Source organism: Streptomyces sp. NPDC048192 (assembly GCF_043202415.1).
In the GTDB taxonomy this organism is placed as follows: domain Bacteria; phylum Actinomycetota; class Actinomycetes; order Streptomycetales; family Streptomycetaceae; genus Streptomyces.
On the sequence record NZ_JBIDAL010000008.1, the window covers coordinates 443,751 to 463,189 of the forward strand.

Here is a 19,439-nt window from a genome sequence, read left to right on the forward strand (position 1 = left end):
ACTTGACCAGCGCGTATGGGCGCACGCGGACAGGCGTGCGCGTCCTTGCGCAGGCGGGATGGGAAAGAGGGTGTCTCGGCGGTGCTGGAGCGGTCAGCGGGCCGGACAGATGGCGCTGGACATGCGGCCGAGGTCGACGTGCCGCCGACTCACCAAGGCAATTCCAGTTCCAGGCATGACGGAAGCGTGTCACGGCGATCTGGACACAGTCCAGCTTCATCCACGATGCGGACACCCTTGTCCCGAAATATGAGACAAGGGTGTCGTCGCTCACATGCGGCGCCGGAGGGCTTGTCCCGGCTGGTCAGGCGGGGTAGCGGGCGGAGGATCAGGCCTGGTGGGCGCCCGGCCAGGGTCCCGGCGCCGGCACCTCCGGCTCCAGCTCGACCTTGGTGTCGAACAGCGCGAAGCCGCGCCGCCGGTAGTTGTCCAGCGCGAACTCGCCGTCCTTGCTGCAGGTGTGCAGCCACACCCGCTTCGTCGGCGTCCGCCCCGGCCACCGCTCGGCGAGGTCCCAGGCGCGGGCCGTGCCGTACGCCAGCAGATGGCCGCCGATGCGCCGGCCGCGGAACGCCGGGAGCAGACCGAAGTACACGATCTCGACCACGCCCTCGTCCTGCGGCTCCAGCTCCACGTAACCGGCCGGGGTGCCCCGGTCGTACGCCACCCAGGTCTCCACCCCGGGCCGCTCCAGGTGCTCCTGCCACCGCGCGTACGTCCAGCCGAGCCGGTCGGTCCAGCGGATGTCGCCGCCGACCGAGGCGTACAGGAAGCGGCTGAACTCGGGGGAGGGCACCTCGGCGCGCACGATCCGCACATCGCCCTCGGGCGCGGCGGCGGGCAGGAGATCGCCCGGCGAGGTCTGCTCCAGAGACCAGGTGGTGACAGGAACGCTGCTCATGCGGGCCAGGGAATCATCCCGTCGCCGGGTCTGTCGATCGCGTGGGTCACGCCCGCCTGCAGGTCAGTCAGCCCAGGGACCTGTCCAGCGCGGCCAGGGGCATGCTGAACAGCATGCGGTCCGACACGGACCACACCTCGCCCGTCGCCTGCCAGTAGGACAGGGAGCCCGCCGCCTCGGCCCAGCAGCGGTGCGAGCCGTCCGCGCCGCAGGACGCGGCCTTCGCCCCGGCGGCGTCCTGCCGCCACAGCGCGCCGTGGCCGTCCCGGGAGCCGGGCAGCCGTCCCACATACCAGGACGCGCCGACCGCTCCGGGCTGCCGGTACGACAGCACCCCCCGGATCCCGGCCGCCCGGGTCCGGTACGCCTCCACCGCCGACGCCCGTCCCCGGGCGTCCGTGGCGAGCAGCCCCGCACGGGCCGGGGAGGCGCTGAACGCGTAGCGCCACAGCCGGGCGTTCCGGCCGCCGTCCGGCGCGGTCCACTCCGCGGCGACGAGGCTGTCGGGCGCGGTGCCCCGGTCGAGCGCGAGCGCGCCGGGACAGGGCGGCCCCGAGCGGGTGCAGCGGCCCGCAGTGAAGCGGTAGGAGCCGATCGCGGGCATCACGTACCGGTACCCGTCGGCCGACCAGCCGCCCGGCACCCGGCCGATCGCGGGCCCGTCGACGCCGACGCGCTGGATCCGGTCCAGGTCGTACACATACAGCGCGTCCGCGCCGCCCGACCTGGCGGTGACCAGCAGCTTGTCCTGGTACCAGACCATCCCGGAGACCGGCGAGGACAGCCCCCGGTAGTCCCGGCCGCCGTCGACCGGCACCACCAGCAGCACCCACCGGTAGGCGAGGCGGGCGGGATCGTCGGCGTTCACGAAGGCGACCCTGGCCAGGCCCCGCTCGGCGGCCCGGCCGGTGGTCGTGCTGTGGGTCCAGCCGGCCAGCACCACCCGGTGCGCGCCCCACACGCCGTCGTCGTCGGCGTCCCCGGAGGTGGTCACCGACGCCGGGCGCCAGGCGGTGCCGGCGGAGTCGGCCCGGTCCCAGCACCAGGCGCGGGCGGGGGCCGGGGCGACCGGCAGGGACGCGCGGTCGGCGGAGGAGCAGCCGGCGGAGGTCCGCAGCGCGCGGTCGGCGCTCGCCAGCACGGCGTCGACGCCGACCGGGCGGCCCATCGCGGCGGAGAGCCGGTCCAGGGCGCGGGCGGGCACCAGCCGCTCCTGGAGCCGGAGCCTGCCGGTGTCGGCGGGCGAGGAGAGCGGCCTGAGCGCGCCGGGGCTGTCGGTGACGTCCGCCTGGGACACGCTGATCAGGGTGGCGGCCGCGGTGAGCGCCAGCGCGGTCCCGGTCAGGACCGCGCGCAGCGCGGCGCCCCTGCGGCGCCGGCGGTGTCTGCCGCGATGCTTCATCTCGTCCCCTTCTCCGGGGCCCCTTCGCCACCGGGGCGCACCGGCCGGTGCCGTGCCAACTGCGCCCGATGATCCGAACGTTGACGCGTGAAGCGGCTGGGAGGCCCGCAAGGGATGCTACGGCAGCAACGGCCCGCGCACGGCGAAGACCCCGCAAATACCCGGAACTCACCCTCACCGGGCCCCGCGCCCGCCGCCCGGCGCGGCCGCCCGCCCCCGCGCGATCGCCGGCGCCGTCGAGAAGGGCAGCAGGTCACGCGGATCGTCGGGGAGCAGCATCTCCACCTCGGCGTCCTCATGGAAACGGTACGGCCGATGCCGCAGAAGTTCCCCGCAGTACCGCCGGATCCGGGACATCTCCGCCCGCACCGTCACCCTGCGCGAGGGATCCCCGAACAGATCCTCGGCCAGGGCCGCCGCCCCGCGGCCGGACCGGTGCACGGCCAGCAGATACAGCAACTCCGCGTGCCGGGGGCTCAGTTCCCGCGACCAGGAGCCCGCCGCACCCGACACCGTCAGCGCGGCGTGCCCCGGCCGCGCCAGATCCAGCACGATCCGCGCGGGCGCCCCGGCCGGCTCCTCGGCCACCCGCAGCAGCCAGCCTCCGGCCAGCGGCTCCACCGCGCACGAACCCAGCCCCGGCAGCCACCGGCGGCCCGGCGCCAGCGACTTGGGCAGCGCCACCCGCCGTACGTACGGCATCCCGGAGACCGCCGCCGACCAGCCGTCCCGGTCCACCACCAGCGCCCGCCCCGCCAGCCGGGCCAGCACCGGCGCCGCCACCGCCCGCAGCCGCTCCAGCGAGTCCCGGTGCAACTCCCGCAGTCGCGCCTCGGCCAGCTTGGCCACCGAGTCCACCCAGGCGAGGGTCGCCGGATGCATGGTCTCCAGGGGGCCGCTGACATCCACCACCCCGATCAGCCGGCCGTCCCGCGGATCGGTGATCGGCGCTCCCGTGCAGGTCCAGGAGGTGTGCGAGCGCACGAAGTGCTCGGCCGCGAAGACCTGCACGGGCCGCCGTACGACGGCCGCGGTGCCCACCCCGTTGGTGCCGACGACGTCCTCCCGCCAGTCCGCGCCGAGTTCGAAACCCAGCCCGTCCGCCTTGCGCAGCACCGGCGAGGCGCCCTCGCGCCACAGCACCCGCCCGTCGGCGTCCGCGACGACCATGATGTGCTGGGCCGCGTCGGCGACCGAAAGCAGACCCTGGCGCAGCACCGGCAGCACATGTCTGAGCGGTGACTCCTCACGCCGGCGCCGCACTTCGTCGCCGGACAGCAGCCCCGACCTGAAGTCGCGGTCGGGGTCCACGCCGCTGCGCAGCATCCGGCCCCAGGACTGCTCGATCACCGGCCGGGGCGCGATCCTCGCCCGCTGACCGGCAAGGGTGGCGTCGCGCACCTCGCTCAGCAGCCGCGCCGCCTGCACCGCGTCCACGGCGGCCAGGCGCGCCACGTTCATCGGCGGGTTCACCACGGGGGTCCTCCCGGAAGGGGTCGAACATCCTTGTCAAGCCGTCCGGGCGGCGGTTTCCGGTCCGGCTGTGCCTCTCATCTTGCCGCCGCGGGCAGGCCGGAGGCACACACTCCGCGCACGTGCGCCGACGAATTGCAACCCCTTGCAACCCTGGTGGCCGGTCGGACGGTGGCCAAGACTTGACTCCGGCGCGACTCGTCCCGGCGACGCCGCGTCCGCGGGCTTCAACGGGCCCAGGTGGCGGGGGTGGTGCCGTGTCGGCGCAGCACCACCCCCGCCGGGAGCGCCGCCACTCGTGCGGAAGAGCCCGGCGGCGGTGGGCCGGGCCGGCCCGCGTCTCACAGTGCCGGATGCGCTCGTTCCACGATCGCCTGCAGATCCAGCCCCGTCGGCAGGGTGCCGAACGACGCCCCGTGGTCGCCGCCCAGCCGCGAGGCGCAGAAGGCGTCCGCCACCTCCGCGGGCGCGTACCGGACCAGCAAGGAGCCCTGCAGGACCAGCGCGAGCCGCTCCACCAGCCGCCGGGCCCGGCCCTCGACGTCGCTCAGATCGGCCAGTTCGGTGAAGAGGTCCTTCACCGCGCGGTCGAGACGGTGGTCGGCGCCGTGCGAGCGGCCGATCTCGGTCAGACAGGCGTCGAGCGCGCCCGGCTCCCGTCGCAGCGCCCGCACCACGTCGAGCGCCTGCACGTTCCCCGCGCCCTCCCAGATGGAGTTCAGCGGCGACTCCCGTACCAGCCGGGGCAGGCCGGACTCCTCCACGTAACCGTTTCCGCCCAGGCACTCCGCGGCCTCGACCGCGACGGGCGCACAGCGCTTGGTGATCCAGTACTTCGCGGCCGGCACCGCCAGCCGCAGGAAGGCGCGCTCCCGCTCGCCCCCGTCGTCGTACGCGGCCGCGAGCCTCAGCGCGAGCGTGGTCGCGGCCTCCGACTCCAGCGCGAGATCGGCGAGGACGTTGCGCATCAGCGGCTTGTCGACGAGCTTCCCGCCGAACGCCTCCCGGTGCGTGCAGTGGTGCACGGCCTGCACCACCGCCTGCCGCATCAGCCCCGCCGAGCCGAGCGCGCAGTCCAGCCGGGTCGCCGCGACCATCCCGATGATCGTCCGCACCCCGGCGCCCTCCTCGCCGACCCGGCGCGCCCACGTGCCGGCGAACTCCACCTCCGCAGAGGCGTTGGACCGGTTGCCCAGCTTGTCCTTCAGCCGCTGCAGGAGGAAGACGTTGCGGGAGCCGTCGGGCAGCACGCGCGGCACCAGGAAGCACGTGAGGCCGTCCGGGGCCTGCGCCAGCACCAGGAACGCGTCCGACATCGGCGCCGAGCAGAACCACTTGTGCCCGGTCAGCTCGTACGCGCCCGGCTCGGCCAGCGGCCGCGCCCCGGTGGTGTTCGCGCGGACGTCGCTGCCGCCCTGCTTCTCGGTCATGCCCATGCCGATGAGCGCTCCGGGCTTCTGCGCGGCGGGCCGCAGCTCGCGGTCGTAGACCGTGGACGTCAGCCGCGGCTCCCACTCGGCGGCGAGCCGCGGGTCGGCCCGCAGCGCGGGCACCGCCGCGTGGGTCATCGACACCGGGCAGCAGGTCCCCGCCTCCACCTGCGTCCACACCAGGAAGCCGGCGGCCCGGCGCACGTGCCCGGACGGCCGGACCCAGGCGCCGGTCAGACCGGCCGAGACGGCCTTGCCGAGCAGCCGGTGCCACGCCGGGTGGAACTCGACCTCGTCGATCCGGTGGCCGTACCGGTCGTGGCTGCGCAGCCGGGGCGGCTGCTCGTTCGCCTGCACGGCCCACTCCTGCAGCTGCGCCGACCCCGCGGCCCGGCCCAGCCCGGACAGCTCGGAGCGCGCCTCGTCCAGCACGTCCGGACCGGCGTGGCGCTCGACGGCCTCCACCAGGGCCCGGTCGGCGGTGAAGACGTCGTAGCCCACCAGCGGCGGCGGCTGGTTCGTCACGGTGTGCGTGGAGGTGCCTGCCATGCTTGCGAACCTACCCGGGGCGGCGGCGGTGATGGCCTCCAGAGTGGCACAGCGGCGCCCCCTGGCGCGCCGGATGCGCTCACCTGCCCCGGAAGGTGAGGGCGGTCCCGTGCTGCGGATACCGTTGGCTCGTGCAGCCAGCAAGTGAAACCCCCGAGCGGCCCGCCGGCCGCCTCCACCGCGCCAGAGTCCTCTACCGGAACGTCTCCAAGCGCAGGACCGCCTGGCTGCTGCTCAAGGACACCGTCAACTCCTGCATGGAGTACCGCATCCTGGGTCTGGCGGCCGAGGCGGCGTTCTTCACGCTGCTGTCCGTGCCGCCGCTGCTGCTGTGCCTCATCGGGCTGCTCGCCTACGTCGACACCTGGACCGGCGCGCACACCATCAGCAGCCTCGAGACCAACATCCTCGACGCCTCCCGGACGGTGCTGTCCGAGCAGGGCGTGAAGGAGATCACCGAGCCGATCCTGCACGACGTGATGAAGGGCCGGCCCGACGTCATCTCCATCGGCTTCCTCTTCGCCCTGTGGTCCGGCTCCCGCGCGGTCAACGTCTTCATCGACACCATCACCGTCATGTACGGCCTCGACGGCGTCCGCGGCATCGTCAAGACGCGGGTGATGTCGTTCGTGCTGTTCATCGTGGCGCTGCTGATCGGCTCGGTGGCCCTGCCGCTGATGGTGGCGGGCCCGGACGCGGTGGTGCGGGTGGTGCCCTGGTCGGCCACCGTGGTGCAGGTCCTGTACTGGCCGGTCGTGATCGTGCTGTCCATCGCCTTCCTCACCACCCTCTACCACGTCTCCGTGCCGGTGCGCTCCCCGTGGATCGAGGACGTGCCCGGCGCGCTCGTCGCCCTGGCCATGTGGGTCCTCGGCAGCTTCCTGCTGCGGATCTACCTCGTGCACACCATCGAGGGCGCCACCATCTACGGCTCCCTCGCCGCCTCCGTCGCCGTCCTCCTGTGGATCGGCGTGTCCGCCTTCGCCGTCCTCGTCGGCGCGGCCGTGAACGCCGCCATCGACCGCGTCTGGCCCGCCGCCGCCACGGCCGCCGCCCGCGCCGCGAACGAGCGGATCCGCGAGGCCCAGGTCGCCGAGTACGTCGCCCGCGCCGCGGCCCAGCGCGACGCCGACCCCGACGACCCCGACATGCCCTCCGAGTTCCCTGAACGCTGGTCCCGCTTCCTCCCCCCGGAGGACGTCACCGCCCGCCTGCGCACCCACGCCAAACACGCCCCCAAGCCCCACGGCCCGCAGGAGGCGGACGGCCGCGAACCACAGCACCGCCCCGGCGAGCAGGGGCCGGGACGGTACGGGCACTGAGCGGGGCGGCGGCCGCGGCCGCCGCAGCCGTAGGCTGGCAGGCGTGTACACGCAGCGGGCGTCCCGGCTGGCCGGCGCGGTCGTGTGGACGAACGTCCCCGACGGAACCGGCGGCGGCCCCGTGCTGCCCGACGGCTGCATGGACCTGCTGTGGAGCGAGGGCCGGCTGCTGGTCGCCGGCCCGGACACACGGCCGTACGTGCCCCAGGGCCCGCCCCGGCCCTGGGCCGGTGTCCGCTTCTTCCCCGGCACCGCACCCGCCCTGCTCGGCGTGCCCGCGCACGAACTGCGCGACCTGCGGGCCGACTTGGCCGACCTCTGGCCCGCCGCCCGGGTCCGGCGGCTGAGCGAGCGCGTCGAGGCGGCGGCCGACCCGGCGACGGCGCTGGAGGACATCGCCCTGGACCGGGCCGCGCGCGCCCCGGCCCCCGACCCGCTGCTGCACCGGCTGGTGCAGCGCCTGGACCAGGGCCGCCCGGTGGCGGCGACGGCCGCCGAACTCGGTCTCGGCACCCGCACCTTGCACCGTCGCTGCCTGGACGCGTTCGGCTACGGCCCGAAGACGCTGGCCCGCATCCTGCGTCTGCAGCGGGCGCTGGCGCTGGCCCGCTCCGGGACGCCGTACGCCGAGACGGCCGTCCGCGCCGGATACGCCGACCAGCCCCACCTCGCCCGCGAGGTCAGGGAGCTGACGGGCATGCCGCTCGGGCGGCTACTCGGCTCCGGGTAGCGGGGCGAACAGGTCGACGCCGTTGCCGTCGGGGTCGTGCACGGTGGCGTACCGCTGTCCCCAGAACGCGTCCCACGGCTTCAGTTCCCCGTGGTATCCGGCGGCCACCAGTTCCTCGTACAGGGCGTCGACCTCGGCGGGCGAGCCGCACCGGAAGGCGAGCCCGACGCGCCCGGCGCCCTCGGGCGGACGCCAGCCGGAGTGGAAGGAGCGGATCGTCTCCTCGGTGTCCAGCGTGAACGTCAGCCCCCCGGGCAGCTCCGCATCGACGTGCGGCTCCTTCTCGGACCCTTCCGGGAAGACGAGTCCGAGGCGACGGTAGAAGGCGAGCGCGGCGGCCATGTCGGACGTCACCACGCCGATCAGTGCGCATCGTGGAGTCATGCCGTCACCGTAGGGGCGCGGTCGCCGCCCGGTCTTGAAGGAATCGGACACCCCGCGATGACTCCTCCTCGCCCGTCCCCCTCAGCCGAAGGTGACCGGCCCGTTCGCGGTGTCCACGGTGAAGGAGAGGGCGGTGGGGCCGGGGGCGAGGGACAGCGCCGTGCCGAGGGCCGTCAGCGGGCCGTGCAGGCCCGCCGGGGCGGGGGCCGTGGCGGACATGTGCAGCAGGGGGGTGACCGGTAGCCCGGAGGCCGTGGGGTGGGGCGAGTCGCCCCAGTCGATCAGGAACGGGACCAGGCCCGAGGGGTGCGCGTGGCCGCTGTCGGTCAGCCGCCACCGCAGGACCGTGCCGTCGGGGGTGCGGCGGCTCATCGGGCGCACGGGGCCCGGGTCGTAGCCCCGAGCGCGTGCCGTCGTGATCGCCGCGTCCAGGTCGGGCGGGCTGATCGCCCAGGTCAGCGTGCGCGGCCCGGCCAGCCGGTCGACCGCGAACGGCCGTGGCCCGGCGGGTTCGGGCTGCTCGGGGTCGGGGCCGATGATCTCCAGATAGCTCCGGCCGCCCAGCCCCACCAGATGGTTGCGCGTACCGAGGCCGAGGTGCACCCCACCGGGCGCGGGCGTCACTCCGGTCCGACACGCGAACTCCGCGACGGTCTCCGCCAGATCGGGCGTGGCCAGGACGAGATGGTCCAGGAAGGGGGGAACGGGGTTCATGCCGGAGAGGCTAGGCGCTGGAGGCGAGAGCGCCAGAACGCTGGAGCGCGAGGGGCGAGAGCGGGGAGGGGCGAGGGCGGGAGGCGAGGGGCGAGGGCGGGAGGCGAGGGCGAGAGCGCGAGGGACGAAGCCGGGACGCGAGGGTGAGAGGCGAGTGGCGAGCGGTGAGAGCCGGGAGGCGAGGGCGAGAGCGCGAGTGGCGAGCGGCCGGAGGCGGGAGGCGAGGGCGAGGACGCGAGGGTGAGAGGCGAGTGGCGAGCGGCGGGAGACTGGAGGTGATGGCGAGAGGAGAGTGGCGAGGGGCGAGCGGCGAGAGCCGGGAGGCTGAGTGAGAGCGCGAGGGGGCTGGTGGTGGGGGAGGGGACGCTGACACGGACGGGGTCGAGCGGTGAGACTCGGCCGTATGACTCGCCGCCTGCTGCTCTACACCCGCACCGCCGACTACCGTCACGACTCCATCCCGGACGCCGTCGCCGCCGTCCGCAGGCTCGGGAGGTTCGGCGTCGAGCACACGGAGGATCCCGCCGATCTCGAGAAACCGCTGGACGGGTACGCGCTCGTCGTCTTCCTGTCCACCAGCGGGGAGGTCCTGACCCCGGCCGGCCGGGAGCGGCTCGCGCGGTACGTGGACTCCGGCGGCGGCTTCGCCGGGGTGCACGCGGCGGCCTGCACCGAGTACGGCTGGCCGTACTACGGCGAACTCCTCGGCGCCCGCTTCGTACGGCACCCGGACTTCCAGCCCGGCCGGGCCGTGGTCGAGGACCCCGGTCATCCCGCGACCCGCGCGCTGCCCGCGGTCTGGGACGTCAGCGACGAGTGGTACGACTTCGACGCCAGCCCCCGGCACCGCGCACGGGTGCTGCTGAGCGCCGACGAGACGTCGTACGAGGGCGGCGGGATGGGGGCGGACCATCCGCTCGCCTGGTGCCGCGAGCACGGGGCGGGCGGCGGCCGCGTCTTCTACACCGCGCTCGGGCACGCCGCCGAGGCCTACCGCGATCCGGTCTTCCTGGCTCACCTGGACGGCGGACTCGGCTGGGCGGGACGGCTCTGTGCGTGACGTTTCTGCGGTGAACCGGCTCCGCCGTTCGGGTGAGTAAAGGACGCATCCATGGAAAGTCACGTGAATACATAGAGAAGCTCTTGTCTTGGCAAAGGGCGTCGAGACGTGCGGCCATCCGGCCCCGCGTCACCCACCCACAGGAGGAGCCGGACCTTGACTTACGGTAAGAAGTTGCGCGAGCGCATCGCCGGGCCCGGGACCACACCGCTGATCGGCGTGTACGACATGTACTCGGCGTCGATCGCGGCCAAGCACTACGACGGGATGTTCGTTTCGGGCTTCGGTTTCGCGGCCTCGTACTACGGGCTGCCGGACATCGGATTCATCGCCTGGCCCGACATGGTGGCCTTCGTCCAGCGGCTGCGGGGCGCGTTCCCGCACCATCATCTGCTCGTCGACATCGACGACGGGTACGTGGACCCCGAGGTCGCCTGCCATGTCGTCGAAGGGCTGGAACGCATCGGCGCCTCCGGAGTGATCCTCGAGGACCAGAAACGGCCCCGCCGCTGCGGCCACGCCGACGGCAAGCAGGTGCTGCCGCTGGAGGAGTACCTGGAGAAGCTGCACCAGGTCCTCGAGACCCGCAAGGACCTCGTCGTGGTGGCCCGCACGGACGCCACCGACGAGCACGACATCCTGCACCGCGCCGAGCGGCTGGCCGCGACCGACGCCGACGTGGTCCTGGTCGACGGGGTGCGCAGCGTCGAGTGGATCAAGCGGATCCGCGAGGTCGTCGGGTCCAAGCCGCTGCTGTTCAACCAGATCGCCGGCGGCAAGTCGCCCCGGCTCTCCCTCGGTGAGCTGTCCGACCTCGGCGTCGACGTCGCCATCTACAGCACCCCGTGTCTGTTCGCCGCGCACGAGGCGATGGACTCCGCGCTCGCCGGCCTGAAGGCGGCCGACGGACGGCTGCCGGAGGTGGATCCCGCGAGCGGGGTCGGCGTGAAGGCCTCCACCAGCCTGCTGGAGCGCAACATCGCCCGCGACCGGCTCGTCCCCGAGGGCGTGGGCGTGTGACCGGTGCCGTACCGCGCCTCGGGGCGGCCGCCGCGGCCGCGGCCGCACTGCTCGGGGCCGGTGCCGCACCCGCGGTCGCGTCCGGGAGCCTGATCACCGTGATCGACAACTCCCACGCCGACTCCTGGCTGGAGGTCGACCGCACGGCCAACGTCCAGGCAGGCAGGGGCACGGCCGGAAGCGACCACGACGGCAGCGCCGTGGACGCGATCCAGGCCCTCGTCGGCGGCAGCCGTGAGCACCGGGAGCCCTGGGACTGAACGACCGGCCGGTGCGCCGGCGACGGCCGGGCGCCCCCGCACGGGGTGCCCGGCCATCGCCTCGTCCTCGTCGGCGGTCCCGCTGCCCTCGGCGTCAGCCCTCGGCGAGTCCGGGACGGCCGTCCTCGTCCACCGCCATGTCGTTCGCCGGGTCGTGCCCGCCGCCGGACGCGGCCACCGCGGCCCGGTGCCGGCCGGGAGCGAGGGTGTGGCAGGAGGCGTCGGCCGTGCCGTAGGCGGCGATCAGGGCGACTGCGGCCACGGCGAGGGCCGCTGTGGTGCGCACGGTGAGGTTCATGCCCGGAGAACGCCCTCGCGGGCGGCGCGGTCACCGCCGTGGTCCGAACGGACGCCGCACCTCACGCAGTTGGCCGTTCCCCGGGCGGCGCGGCCGTGCTCGCGCGCGCCACCAGCCGGGTCGACAGCTCGGTACGGGTGCCCTCCGGGCGTTCGCCGTGCATCATCCGCACCAGCAGCCGGAGCGCGGTCGCCGCCATCTCGCCGAGCGGCTGGCGGACCGTGGTCAGCGCCGGCGTCGCCCAGCGCGCCTGCGGCAGGTCGTCGAAACCGACGACGCTCATGTCGTGCGGCACCCTCAACCCCCGCTCGGCCAGCGCCCCGTACACGCCCAGAGCCATCCGGTCGGAGCACACGAACACCGCGGTCGGCGGCTCGGGCAGGTCCAGCAGTTCGTGCGTGCACCGCCGGGCGGCGGCCTCGTCGGAGCCGGCGTGCCGCACGTACTCGGCGCGGTGGCGCAGCCCGGCCGAGGCGAGCGCGGAACGGTAACCGGCCACCCGCGCACCGCCCCACACCGTGCGCCGCCGGCCGGCGATCACCGCGATGCGCCGGTGACCGAGGCCGAGCAGATGCTCCGTCGCGTTCACCCCGCCCTGCCAGTTGGCCGCCCCCACCGACACCACACCGGCCGGCGGCTCGTGCGCGGGGTCGATCAGCACGTACGGGATGCGGTGGTGGTCCAGCCACGCGTACTGCGCCGGGGACAGCTCCGCCAGGTTGAACAGCACGCCCGAGGATCCGCGTGCCGTCAGCCGGTCCAGCCACGCCCGCTCCGGGCGGCCGGTCCCGTTCGGCCCGGCCGAGACCACCACCTCCAGGCCCGCCTCGTACGCCGCCGCCTCCACGCCGTGCAGCACGGCGCCCGACCAGGTGCTCTCCAGCGACTGCACCACCAGGTCGACCAGACTCGGCGTGCGCGCCATGTCGAAGCGGGGCCGGCGGACGTAACCGAGCCGGTCCAGTGCCTCGGTGACGCGGCGACGGGTCTCGGGCGCCACGTCCTCCCGGCCGTTGACCACCTTCGACGCGGTCGGCACGGACACCCCCGCCTCCCGGGCCACCACCGCCAGCGTCGGCCCGGCCGTCACGTTCGCGCTGCCCGCACGGACCACAGGAAACCACCTCTCGACCGGACGGAAAGCGCTTCCTACGATAGGTGCGCGTCGACAGGGCGGGAAGACACGGGAATTCCAGCGAGGGGCGGCGGCCGAGTCAGGCGACCCGGCTCAGATCCGCCTGCCGCACCTCGTGCAGCGGAGGCAGGCCCGCGGCCAGCCGCTCCAGTTCCTCCACGACGATCGTGCCCAGCCGCTCCAGCTCGTTGCCGAGGGAGCCGGCGATGTGCGGGGTGAGGAAGACGTTGGGCAGCCCGTACAGCGGTGAACCGGCGGGCAGCGGCTCGGGCTCCGTGACGTCCAGGACGGCGGACAGGCGGCCGGAGACCAGCTCCCGGGTCAGCGCCTCGTGGTCGACCAGCGCACCGCGCGCGGTGTTGATCAGCACACCGCCGTCCCGGACGAGGGCGAGCCGGGCGCCGTCGAGCATGTGACGGGTCTCGGGGAGGTCGGGGGCGTGCAGGCTGACGATGTCGCTGCGGCGCAGCAGGTCCTCCAGCGGCAGCGGTTCCGCGCCCAGGGCCGCGGCCTCGGCGGCGCTCACATGGGGGTCGTACAGCAGGACGGTGAGAGCGAAGGGCCGCAGCAGTTCCAGGAGCCGGCGGCCCACGCGGGAGGCGCCGACGATCCCGACGCGACGGCGGAGATTGCCGGTGGCGGCCGTGTCGGAGGGGGCGGGCGGGGTGTGCGTGCGGCGGTAGCGCTCGCGGTGGCCGAAGGCGTCCTTGCCGGCGAGGAGGATCATCGCGAGTGTGTACTCCGCCACCGGTACGGCGTTGCCGGCGACCGCGCTGGAGACGGTGACGCCGCGTTCCCACACCGCCTCGCCCACCAGGGAGCGGACCGAGCCGGCGGCGTGCAGGACCGCGCGCAGCCTCGGGGCGGCGGCGAGGACCTCGGCGTCCAGGCGCGGGCACCCCCAGCCGGTGATCAGCACCTCGGCCGGGGCCAGCGCGCCGGCCACCGCGGGATCGGCGAAGTCCCGTACGACCAGCTCCGTGTCGATGCCTGCCGTGCGGCGCAGGCGGGCCATGAGCGGCGGCGGGAAGAGCAGCGGGAGGTGGACCGGATCCATCGCGAACACGGCTCGCGGCGGCTGGGCGCTGGGCGGCATGGCTCTCCTGACGCACCGGAAGGAGAAACGCTTTCAGAAAGCGCCTTCACGGTAGGTGTGCCGCGAGGAGCCGGTCAATCGGCGACCGGAACCGTACCCGGCGGGCGCGAACGCCCGGCCGCCCCGGGCTTCGGTGTCCGCGTCCGGCTGCCCCGGCTCCTGCGGTCGTGACCGGCCGGCGCAGGCGACGCCGCCGGCAGTCCGGGTCCGGCCCCCGCACGCGTGAGCACTCGGTGACTCACCGTATCGAACGTCGCTCGAACGGCCCTCCGGTGCGCCCGTGCGCCGGAATACCCGGCGCTCTTGTGATGCTCTGATGATGCACGGTGCACGGCGCAGTGCACGAGCGCGCGGCGAAGGGCTGGTGGGCGATGACGGCAGACCAGGCGAATCCCGTGGTCAGAACGCCGTACGGGGCGGTGCGCGGCCGGTACGAGCAGGGCGTCGCAGTGTTCCGCGGCATCCCGTACGCCGCCCCGCCCTTCGGGCCCCGCCGGTTCCGCCCGCCCCAGCCGCCCGAGCCCTGGGACGGGGTGCGCGACGCCGGCGCCTTCGGGCCCACCGCGCCCAAACCGCCCTACTCCGAGGCGTTCGCCCAGTACCTGTCCGACCCCGAGATCCCCGGCGACGACTGCCTCAACCTCAACGTCTGGACCCCCGATCCGGATCCCGGCGCCCGCCTGCCGGTCCTCGTCTGGCTCCACGGAGGAGCCCTCACCAGAGGATCCTCGGCCGTACCCGTCTACAACGGCGCCACCTTCGCCCGGGACGGCGTCGTCTGCGTCTCCGTCAACTACCGCCTCGGCGTGGAGGGTTACGGCCTGTTCCCCGACGCGCCGCCCAACCCCGGCCTGCGCGACCAGCTCGCCGCGCTGCGCTGGGTGCACGACGCGATCGGCGCCTTCGGCGGCGACCCGGACCGGATCACGCTGTGCGGCCAGTCGGCCGGCGCCATCAGCGCGGGCGCCCTGCTGGCCTCGCCCGCGAGCCAGGGCCTGATCCGGCGCGCGGTCCTGCAGAGCGGGCCGCCCGAGTCGTCCGAACGGGACAAAGTACGGCGGATGGTGCGCCGCATGGCCGGCCGGCTGAAGATCCCCGCCACCGCCGAGGCCTTCGCCGCCGTCGACCGCGACCTGCTGCTGCGCACCCAGGCCGAGGTCGGCCGGCTCAGCAGCCCGGTCCTGGGCGGGCCCGCGTTCGGCATCGTCGTGGACGGCGACCTCGTGCCCCGCGACCCGCTGGCGGCCCTGATCGACGGCGCCGCCCAGGACGTCGACCTGCTCATGGGGTGGACCCGCGACGAGTACCGGCTCTGGCTCGCGCCCGGCGGGCTGGTCGAACACGTCGACCGGCTCGGAGCCGTCGCCCTCGCCGGCGCCATGGCCCGCTGCCACACCGGCCACGAGGTGCCCCGCGGGTACCGCGGCCTGTACCCCGACGCGGGCGCCGCCGAGATCGTCGGCCAGATGGTCACCGACCACCTGCTGCGGATCCCGCTCCACCGCCTCGCCGACGCCCACGCCGGAAACTCCCACGTCTACGAGTTCGCCTGGCCCTCCCGCCTGCCCGGCCTCGGCGCCTGCCACGCCCTTGAGCTGGGGTTCGTCTTCGACTCCGGGGACATCCCCGAGTCGAAGAAACTCGCCGGTGAGGGGGCGCCGCAGGAGCTGGCCGACGCGATGCACGCGGCCTGGGTGCGGTTCGCGGCCACCGGGGACCCCGGCTGGCAGGCCTGGGACGCCTCACACCCCGTGCGGATCTTCGGCGACGGTGCACCGCACACCGCCCACGGACCCCGGGACGCGGAAATCGCCCTCTGGTCGCTCGCCCCCACCGTCCCAGAACCGGCTCTCACCCCCGAAGTCCGGGCCCCCGGAGCGGAGTTGGCAGCTGCGGTACGACGCCTGCGCCGCTCGACGGGACCGATACGCCGCCGCTGAGCGTCTACGGGTGCTGGTGCTGGTGCTGGTGCTGGTGCTGGTGCTGGTGCTGGTGCTGATGCTGGTGCCGGTGGCCGGTCTTTCCGGCCGCCCCCGGGCTTCTGCGGGCCGTTCGACACGCTGCGGCAGCCCCAGTGGAGACCGGACCGCGCCGTCAGGCCGCCGCCGCATCCACCGTCTGCCGGATCGCGGCGATCGCGTCCGGCCCCACTCGGCAGCAGCCCCCGACGAGTCGCGCGCCCGCGTCCTGCCACGCCTTGACCTGCTCTGCGCCGAACCTGGTCCGCCCGGTCCAGGCGCGTGCCCCGGCGTCCCACGACTCGCCGCTGTTGGGGTACACCACGACCGGCTTGCCGGTGACCCGTGCCGCGATCTCCACCGCAGGCTCCACGTCCTCGGGCGCACAGCAGTTCACGCCGACCGCGATCACCTCGTCCCTGCCGGCGGCCAGGGCGAAGGCCTCCTCCAGCGGCTGCCCGGCACGCGTGTGCCGGCCGTCGACGGTGTACGACAGCCAGGCCGGCACGCCCAGCCCGCGCACCGCCCTGAGCAGCGCGGCGCCCTCGTCGGCGTCCGGCACGGTCTCCAGCGCGAGGACGTCCGGAGCGGCGGCGGCCAGCACCTCCATCCGCGGCCGGTGAAAGCGTTCCAGCTCGTCCACGCCCAGCCCGTACCGGCCGCGGTACTCGGAGCCGTCCGCGAGCATCGCCCCGTACGGCCCGACCGACGCCGCCACCCACAGCGGCCGGTCGACGCCCGCGTCCACGGCCTGCCGGACGGCCTCACGCGCGAGGCCCACGCTCAGTGCGAGCAGCCGCGCGGCCTCCTCCTGGCCGACTCCGCGCCGCGCGAATCCCTCGAAGGTGGCCTGGTAGCTGGCGGTGATGGCCACGTCGGCGCCGGCCCGGAAATAGGCGAGGTGCGCCTCCGTCACCGCCTCCGGCCGCTCGGTGAGCAGCCGCGCCGACCACAGTTCGTCGCTCAGGTCGTGCCCGGCCGACTCCAACTGGTTGGACATGCCGCCGTCGAGCACGACCGTCCCTGCGGCGAGGGCGTCGGCAAGGCCGGGGGTGGTGTCGCTGGTCATGCCATGACGCTAGTCCATACCGAACGCCCGTGGACCGTGATGTCCAGCAGGGTGCACATCGCAGCCGCGGCTCGGGGCGCGCATCGGCTGTGTCATACACCCCGCCCGGTGGGGTAGCGGCGGGGGCGTTCCGGCCGCGGCGGCGGGATGCAGTCAGCCGGGTCGGCACAGAGGATCACGTCGACCTCGGGACCCGAGGCGCGGGGTGTCTCGGTCCACCGGCCGCAGCGCGCGCATCCGCCCTCGACCGTGGGTGACTCCATGTCCCAGGCCGGGCTCACCGGTTCACCGGTCCGACGCAACGCGGGCACTCGCACGGAGGGAATGCCAGGTTGAGGGGCAACTCGTCCGAGGGCGGTACGTGTCGCGGGGGTCGAAGTCCTGTGCGCCTACCGGTCGCCGGGTCTAACCGGTAGACGGAAATGGTCAAGCCGGGGTGCGTGATCCGGTCGTCACTGTCTGTGCTTGTCATGGGGGTCAACATCGCGCGTATCGGACATGACCCACGGCGGCAAAGAGGGCGTCATTCCGGCGACGGACAGGGCGTCACGACCGAGCAGACCGCGACCGACGGCTACTACCGGGGGAGCGCGCTGCTTCGGCGCACTCCAGATGCTGGTCGAGCCGGCCGGCCGCCGCATGGCCGGGAAGTGGGTCGGTTTCGGCAAGGAGTTCGACGTGAACACGGGCCCGTGGCGACTGGAGTTCATTGACGCCCACACAGGCAAGGCCACCATCACCAAGTACAACCGGGTGCCCGAATAGCCGTACGGTGCCCGAGGGGGCCGTGCGGGTGGGATGAAGCCCCGGGGCGCCCCGACCGGAACCGGGGTGTCCCGGGCCACGCCAGGAAGGAACGCCGCAGCCGTGATCCCACTGCCCGCCGACGACCGTGAGACGAGCCCCGCGACCGGGTACACCCGAGCCCACTGGGAGGCCGCCGCCGACGCCCTGCTGGCCGCCGTCGCGCCCTACGCCACCTCCGACCGCGCCCTCTACCACCTCCCCGGTGACCACGTCAGCCACTCCGGCCGACTCTCCGACGGCCTGGAGGGATACGCCCGTACGCTGCTGCTGGCCGCCTTCCGCCGCGACGAGAACGCGCTCGGCCGCTACGCCGACGGCCTCGCCGCCGGGCCCCGCGGCGTCTGGCCGCGCATCGAGGACCGCAGCCAGCCGCTCGTCGAGGCCGCCTCCGTCGCGCTCGCCCTGCGGCTGACCCGGCCGCTGCTGTGGGACCGGCTGGCGGACCCGGTGCGGCAGCGCACCGCCGACTGGCTGGCGGACGCCCTCAGCGCGGAACCCTGGCCGTGCAACTGGGAGTTGTTCCCGGTCACCGTCGCCGGCTTCCTCCAGGAGATCGGCCACCGGACCGAGGCGGCGCGCAAGGCGATCGACCGTGGCCTGGAGCGGATCGAGGGCTGGTACCTCGGGGACGGCTGGTACACCGACGGCGACGGCCGGAAGTTCGACTACTACAACGGCTGGGCGATGCACCTGTACACCGTCCTCCACGCATGGCTGGCGGACGACGGTGAACTGCTGTCCGTGTACGGTCGACGGCTGTCGCGCCACCTCACCGACTACGCCCGGCTGTTCGGCGGCGACGGCGCCCCGCTGCACCAGGGCCGCTCCCTCACCTACCGCTTCGCGACGGCCGCCCCGCTCTGGCTCGGCGCCCTGACCGGACACACCCCCCTCGCCCCCGGCGAGACCCGGCGCCTGGCCTCCGGCGCGCTGCGGTACTTCCTCGACGGCGGCGCGGTCGACGAGCGCGGGCTGCTCCCGCTGGGCTGGCTCGGCCCCGACGTCTCCGTCGCGCAGGCCTACTCCGGCCCGGCCTCCCCGTACTGGGCGAGCAAGGGGTTCCTCGGCCTGCTGCTGCCGCCGGAGCACGAGGTGTGGACGGCCACCGAGGAGCCGGGGCCCGTCGACCGCGCCGACGAGGTGCGGCCCGTACCGGTCCCCAACTGGCTGCTGCAGTCGACCCGTTCGGACGGAGTGGTCCGGCTGCACAACCACGGCAGCGAGGACGTCCGCTACGACCCCTACTACACCCGGCTCGCCTACTCGACGGCGACCGCGCCCTCGGCGTCGTACGACAACAGCGTGATCGTCGGCGGCGATCCGGGCCGCACCCGGATCGAGCCGCTCGGCGCCGGCGAGGGATGGGCCGCCTCCCGGCACACCGTGCGCGACGGAATCACCGTGACCAGCCTCGTGCTGGCCGAGGGCGCGGCGGAGGTGCGCGCCCATCTCGTGGCCGGCGCCGCGCCCGGGACCTTGGTGCGGATCACGGGATGGCGGGCGACCGACGGGCTGCACGCCGAACTCCTGCCGGTGTCGGGCCTGTCGTGGAACCCGGAGCCGGAAGCCGAGGGGCTGACCGGGTTCACGGGACGGACGGGCGCGGAGGGGGCCACGCTGTTCGTGGCGCTCGCCCGGCTCACCGGCGAGCCGCATCCACGGCCCCTGACGGAGCTGGTGTCCGTGACGGTGGGGGAGGACCGCCGGGTGAGCGTCCGCTGGGCCTCCGGAGCCGAACACGACTTCGCCTTCACCACGGCCTCGGAGGGGGGATCCGCGGACCCCCAGTGGTCGGTGGTGCGCCGGTGAGGGGGCGCAGCACGGGCGGAGC

General features: G+C 74.3%; 18 protein-coding genes and 1 pseudogene. 8 read left to right on the top strand and 11 right to left on the bottom strand.

The window, feature by feature from the left end; all coding sequences use genetic code 11:
* Positions 1-93: 93 nt before the first annotated feature.
* From ACGFZN_RS19925 to ACGFZN_RS19945, 5 genes are all read right to left on the bottom strand, one after another.
* Positions 94-177 (bottom strand): putative leader peptide, encoded by an 84-nt coding sequence (locus tag ACGFZN_RS19925; RefSeq protein ID WP_310887545.1) that lies wholly within the window; start codon positions 175-177, stop codon positions 94-96.
* 151 nt (positions 178-328) lie between these two features.
* Positions 329-901 (bottom strand): GNAT family N-acetyltransferase, encoded by a 573-nt coding sequence (locus ACGFZN_RS19930; protein WP_393859780.1) that lies wholly within the window; start codon positions 899-901, stop codon positions 329-331.
* A 67-nt stretch (positions 902-968) separates the two neighbouring features.
* Positions 969-2,303: a hypothetical protein gene (locus tag ACGFZN_RS19935; RefSeq protein ID WP_393859781.1), complete on the bottom strand. Its 1,335-nt coding sequence runs from the start codon at positions 2,301-2,303 to the stop codon at positions 969-971.
* A 174-nt stretch (positions 2,304-2,477) separates the two neighbouring features.
* The gene (locus ACGFZN_RS19940) at positions 2,478-3,764 is read right to left on the bottom strand and encodes a GAF domain-containing protein (protein ID WP_393859817.1); all 1,287 of its coding nucleotides are present in this window, start codon (positions 3,762-3,764) and stop codon (positions 2,478-2,480) included.
* Between the two features lie 353 nt (positions 3,765-4,117).
* A complete protein-coding gene (locus tag ACGFZN_RS19945; RefSeq protein ID WP_393859782.1) occupies positions 4,118-5,755 on the bottom strand; it encodes an acyl-CoA dehydrogenase family protein in 1,638 nt (545 codons plus the stop codon).
* A gap of 131 nt (positions 5,756-5,886) precedes the next feature.
* On the opposite strand from ACGFZN_RS19945, the gene ACGFZN_RS19950 reads away from it, so the two are divergent.
* Both ACGFZN_RS19950 and ACGFZN_RS19955 read left to right on the top strand, forming a co-directional pair.
* On the top strand, positions 5,887-7,077 hold the full coding sequence (locus ACGFZN_RS19950) for a YihY/virulence factor BrkB family protein (protein WP_393859783.1): 1,191 nt from the start codon (positions 5,887-5,889) through the stop codon (positions 7,075-7,077).
* A 43-nt stretch (positions 7,078-7,120) separates the two neighbouring features.
* Positions 7,121-7,807, top strand: coding sequence for a helix-turn-helix domain-containing protein (locus ACGFZN_RS19955; RefSeq protein WP_393859784.1), 687 nt, complete (start codon positions 7,121-7,123; stop codon positions 7,805-7,807).
* Here ACGFZN_RS19955 and ACGFZN_RS19960 read toward each other — a convergent pair.
* On the bottom strand, positions 7,790-8,191 hold the full coding sequence (locus tag ACGFZN_RS19960; protein WP_393859785.1) for a VOC family protein: 402 nt from the start codon (positions 8,189-8,191) through the stop codon (positions 7,790-7,792). The genes ACGFZN_RS19955 and ACGFZN_RS19960 overlap by 18 nt on opposite strands.
* A gap of 81 nt (positions 8,192-8,272) precedes the next feature.
* Positions 8,273-8,905 (bottom strand): VOC family protein, encoded by a 633-nt coding sequence (locus ACGFZN_RS19965; protein WP_393859786.1) that lies wholly within the window; start codon positions 8,903-8,905, stop codon positions 8,273-8,275.
* A gap of 403 nt (positions 8,906-9,308) precedes the next feature.
* Here ACGFZN_RS19965 and ACGFZN_RS19970 point away from each other — a divergent pair, with 403 nt between their 5' ends.
* The 3 genes from ACGFZN_RS19970 (at position 9,309) to ACGFZN_RS19980 (ending at position 11,245) form a co-directional block, all read left to right on the top strand.
* Positions 9,309-9,965: a ThuA domain-containing protein gene (locus ACGFZN_RS19970; protein WP_393859787.1), complete on the top strand. Its 657-nt coding sequence runs from the start codon at positions 9,309-9,311 to the stop codon at positions 9,963-9,965.
* A 156-nt stretch (positions 9,966-10,121) separates the two neighbouring features.
* Positions 10,122-10,985: an isocitrate lyase/PEP mutase family protein gene (locus tag ACGFZN_RS19975; RefSeq protein WP_360147563.1), complete on the top strand. Its 864-nt coding sequence runs from the start codon at positions 10,122-10,124 to the stop codon at positions 10,983-10,985.
* A complete protein-coding gene (locus ACGFZN_RS19980; RefSeq protein ID WP_393859788.1) occupies positions 10,982-11,245 on the top strand; it encodes a hypothetical protein in 264 nt (87 codons plus the stop codon). Before ACGFZN_RS19975 ends, ACGFZN_RS19980 begins: the two co-directional genes overlap by 4 nt.
* A gap of 94 nt (positions 11,246-11,339) precedes the next feature.
* Here ACGFZN_RS19980 and ACGFZN_RS19985 read toward each other — a convergent pair whose 3' ends face one another.
* The 3 genes from ACGFZN_RS19985 to ACGFZN_RS19995 all read right to left on the bottom strand — a co-directional run bounded on the left by ACGFZN_RS19985 (position 11,340) and on the right by ACGFZN_RS19995 (position 13,774).
* Complete coding sequence (locus tag ACGFZN_RS19985; protein WP_393859789.1) at positions 11,340-11,543, bottom strand: hypothetical protein; 204 nt, start codon at positions 11,541-11,543, stop codon at positions 11,340-11,342.
* Between the two features lie 61 nt (positions 11,544-11,604).
* Positions 11,605-12,657: a LacI family DNA-binding transcriptional regulator gene (locus ACGFZN_RS19990; RefSeq protein ID WP_393859790.1), complete on the bottom strand. Its 1,053-nt coding sequence runs from the start codon at positions 12,655-12,657 to the stop codon at positions 11,605-11,607.
* A 100-nt stretch (positions 12,658-12,757) separates the two neighbouring features.
* Entirely contained in the window at positions 12,758-13,774 is a 1,017-nt protein-coding gene (locus ACGFZN_RS19995) for a hydroxyacid dehydrogenase (protein WP_393859791.1), read from the bottom strand.
* Between the two features lie 371 nt (positions 13,775-14,145).
* Here ACGFZN_RS19995 and ACGFZN_RS20000 point away from each other — a divergent pair, with 371 nt between their 5' ends.
* On the top strand, positions 14,146-15,714 hold the full coding sequence (locus ACGFZN_RS20000; RefSeq protein WP_393859818.1) for a carboxylesterase/lipase family protein: 1,569 nt from the start codon (positions 14,146-14,148) through the stop codon (positions 15,712-15,714).
* A 154-nt stretch (positions 15,715-15,868) separates the two neighbouring features.
* On the opposite strand, the gene mmuM is transcribed toward ACGFZN_RS20000, so the two are convergent.
* A complete protein-coding gene (mmuM, locus tag ACGFZN_RS20005; RefSeq protein ID WP_393859792.1) occupies positions 15,869-16,801 on the bottom strand; it encodes a homocysteine S-methyltransferase in 933 nt (310 codons plus the stop codon).
* A gap of 542 nt (positions 16,802-17,343) precedes the next feature.
* On the opposite strand from mmuM, the pseudogene ACGFZN_RS20010 reads away from it, so the two are divergent.
* Positions 17,344-17,566, top strand: a pseudogene (locus ACGFZN_RS20010) (XRE family transcriptional regulator); the annotation flags it as partial.
* 105 nt (positions 17,567-17,671) lie between these two features.
* Positions 17,672-19,417: a DUF2264 domain-containing protein gene (locus tag ACGFZN_RS20015; RefSeq protein ID WP_393859819.1), complete on the top strand. Its 1,746-nt coding sequence runs from the start codon at positions 17,672-17,674 to the stop codon at positions 19,415-19,417.
* The last annotated feature ends 22 nt before the right edge of the window (positions 19,418-19,439 follow it).

Coding starts and splice junctions, on each gene's coding strand:
- ACGFZN_RS19995 (WP_393859791.1), bottom strand. CDS start 13,774: ATGCCGCCCAGCGCCCAGCCGCCGCGAGCCGTGTTCGCGATGGATCCG.
- mmuM (WP_393859792.1), bottom strand. CDS start 16,801: ATGACCAGCGACACCACCCCCGGCCTTGCCGACGCCCTCGCCGCAGGG.
- ACGFZN_RS20000 (WP_393859818.1), top strand. CDS start 14,146: ATGACGGCAGACCAGGCGAATCCCGTGGTCAGAACGCCGTACGGGGCG.
- ACGFZN_RS19935 (WP_393859781.1), bottom strand. CDS start 2,303: ATGAAGCATCGCGGCAGACACCGCCGGCGCCGCAGGGGCGCCGCGCTG.
- ACGFZN_RS19945 (WP_393859782.1), bottom strand. CDS start 5,755: ATGGCAGGCACCTCCACGCACACCGTGACGAACCAGCCGCCGCCGCTG.
- ACGFZN_RS19965 (WP_393859786.1), bottom strand. CDS start 8,905: ATGAACCCCGTTCCCCCCTTCCTGGACCATCTCGTCCTGGCCACGCCC.
- ACGFZN_RS19930 (WP_393859780.1), bottom strand. CDS start 901: ATGAGCAGCGTTCCTGTCACCACCTGGTCTCTGGAGCAGACCTCGCCG.
- ACGFZN_RS19940 (WP_393859817.1), bottom strand. CDS start 3,764: ATGAACGTGGCGCGCCTGGCCGCCGTGGACGCGGTGCAGGCGGCGCGG.
- ACGFZN_RS19925 (WP_310887545.1), bottom strand. CDS start 177: ATGCCTGGAACTGGAATTGCCTTGGTGAGTCGGCGGCACGTCGACCTC.
- ACGFZN_RS19970 (WP_393859787.1), top strand. CDS start 9,309: ATGACTCGCCGCCTGCTGCTCTACACCCGCACCGCCGACTACCGTCAC.
- ACGFZN_RS19985 (WP_393859789.1), bottom strand. CDS start 11,543: ATGAACCTCACCGTGCGCACCACAGCGGCCCTCGCCGTGGCCGCAGTC.
- ACGFZN_RS19960 (WP_393859785.1), bottom strand. CDS start 8,191: ATGACTCCACGATGCGCACTGATCGGCGTGGTGACGTCCGACATGGCC.